The sequence below is a fragment of the Streptomyces sp. NPDC086077 genome, assembly GCF_040686175.1.
Taxonomy (GTDB): Bacteria; Actinomycetota; Actinomycetes; order Streptomycetales; family Streptomycetaceae; genus Streptomyces.
The window spans coordinates 1-1590 of the sequence record NZ_JBFBJT010000316.1 but is presented as its reverse complement, the minus strand read 5'-3'; the positions used below and the strand labels follow the sequence as shown (position 1 = coordinate 1590).

The following is a 1590-nucleotide window of genomic DNA, read 5'->3' as shown; positions in this document are numbered from 1 at the left end:
ACGACCGCGCCCCCGGGCATCCGTACAGGACCGAGGCCTCGGGAGCGCGGGGGTCGGACGGGGTGAGTCGGTCAGCAGGACGGGATGCCGGGCGCCGGGTCGGCGCCCACGTTGACGTTGCCGCCCCACATCCACACGTTGCTGTAGATGTGGCCGATGTCGTAGTCGATGACAGTGCCGAAGTACCAGACGTCCGTGGTGTATCCGCCCGCGGTGACGCGCTGACCGCGGGTGTAGCACTCGACGCCGGCCTCGGTCACCTTCGTCGTGGTGCCCCAGATCCGGCTGCTGGTGTTGGGGGCGTCGCGCAGGTTGCTGTTCGCCTGCACGGTCGTCGCGTAGCCGCTGGTGCCGGGAGGCGCGGCCTCGGCGGTCCCGATGGTGCCGAGCAGGGAGAGAGCCGCGCCGAGCGCGAGCCCGGCGGCCACGGCTGGCCTGCTTCGCTTGGTCATGGGGTTCTCCTCGCTGCGGTTCGGAATCAGCAGGGCGAGACCTCGGGGGACGGGTCCGTGCCGACGTTGACGTTGCCGCCCCACACCCACACGTTGAGGTAGGCGTGCCCCGGTGTCGCGTCGTCGTCGAAGACGTTGCCGTAGTACCAGACGTTGGTGCCGTAGTTGCCGACCTTCACGTACTGGCCGCGCGTGTAGCACCTGACGTACGCCGTGCTCTGGAACTGGGTGGTGCCTACGAGCCGGCTGTTCGTGGTGGCGGCCTCCCGGATGTTGCTGCCGGCCTGGACGGTGGTGTTCACGGCCTGCGCGGTGGCCTCCGCACTGCCCGCGGTGCCGAGGAGGGAGAGAGCCGCGCCGAGCGCCAGCCCTGTCGCCGCCAGCCTGGTGGATCGCTTCGCCATTGATTTCCCCTCTGTCATGAACGCTTACTGTTCGGCTCTACGACGGAAGGGGCGTTGCGTCCGTATGACCGTGTCGCGGGCCACCCTCGCTGATCTTTTCCTGTCAGAACGTGCAGTCGCTGACGTGCGCCAGGTGCTCGTCCCCCGTGATGTACACGTTGTTCACCCAGCCCCATGGTCCGCTCGATGACTCCACGTACGTCCACCCTGGCTGCCGTGACTCGAGTGGCTGATGAGCTTTCCCTGCTCCTGGCAGTAGGCGCTCGCGGTGGTCTGGGACACCGTTGCCACGACCCGGCAGTCCCGCCGGGAGGGAAAGGTCTTGCACGTTTCGAAGCAAACCTTGTCGCAGCGGATGGCGAACGGACCGGACGAGACCTTGTCCTGGGTGACGACCATGTTGAGTGTGTCCGGTGTGGAGGAAGCCCCGACCAGGCCGCGCCCAGGTGAACAGCAAGCAGGCCTCAGTGCGACGGATGCAGCTTATGGTCGCTCTTCGTCGGAGCGGCTACCCGAGCAGCAGCACTTCGTCGACATCGGTCCCGAGAACCTGCTGGCCGATCGTCATGATCGTTCCGCCTCGGTTCATGGCTCCGGTCAGCAGGGAGTATCGCTACGGGGAAGTGGTTGACCTGACGCCGACGATTCGGTAGTAGAACTCGTCGTGCCTGGTCAGAATGTCAACGCTGGTGTAGCCGATGTCCACAGTCTCGTTGAGGGCGGAGTAGAGACGG

The 1590-nt window shown here is 66.4% G+C and carries 2 protein-coding genes; both read right to left on the bottom strand.

The window, feature by feature from the left end; all coding sequences use genetic code 11:
• Window positions 1–71 precede the first annotated feature (71 nt).
• Complete coding sequence (locus AB0O67_RS37315) at window positions 72–452, bottom strand: hypothetical protein (protein WP_365460560.1); 381 nt, start codon at window positions 450–452, stop codon at window positions 72–74.
• A 26-nt stretch (window positions 453–478) separates the two neighbouring features.
• A complete protein-coding gene (locus tag AB0O67_RS37310; protein WP_365460557.1) occupies window positions 479–856 on the bottom strand; it encodes a hypothetical protein in 378 nt (125 codons plus the stop codon).
• Window positions 857–1590: the final 734 nt, after the last annotated feature.